A 445-nucleotide genomic window follows, 5' to 3' on the forward strand; every position below is an offset into this window, starting at 1 on the left:
TCTCTCACCGAACAGGACGGCGGAGGAAGCCGTCTTCATCTGGATAGCGAAAATTTTCATTCTCTGCGTTCTGTGCTCGGTGTGCGTCTGCAAACCAGTGAACAGTATCTGAGTGAACAGGTTAAGTGGAGTGTGCAGGCATATACTGCATGGAACCATGAACTGCGTGAAAATGCCGGCGTGATGCATGCGTCGTTTGCGGCTGCGGATAATGATGACTGTTCCGGTACTGTGAAAATGCCGGACAAGGACAGCGTTAGTGTCGGGACAGGGATTGTTTTCAGAACGGATAAAAATGTTGCTGTCTCTCTCAACAGTCGCGGGGAGATTTATCGCCGGAACGGCACCTCAGTGTATGGAAATTTAAGTGTGGAATGGGCATTCTGAACGGGGCCATTGCAAAGAGCAGGCCACTGATAAACGTTGCTGCCATTTTCGCCTGTCG

The 445-nt window shown here is 50.6% G+C and carries 1 protein-coding gene; it reads left to right on the plus strand.

Translation table 11 applies throughout. The features are described from left to right. The coding region (locus ACU8YC_RS27705) for an autotransporter domain-containing protein (RefSeq protein WP_446896355.1) at positions 1-387 on the plus strand (387 nt) is incomplete at its 5' end. Between the last annotated feature and the right edge of the window lie 58 nt (positions 388-445).

The organism is Citrobacter sp. VF227, from assembly GCF_052950715.1.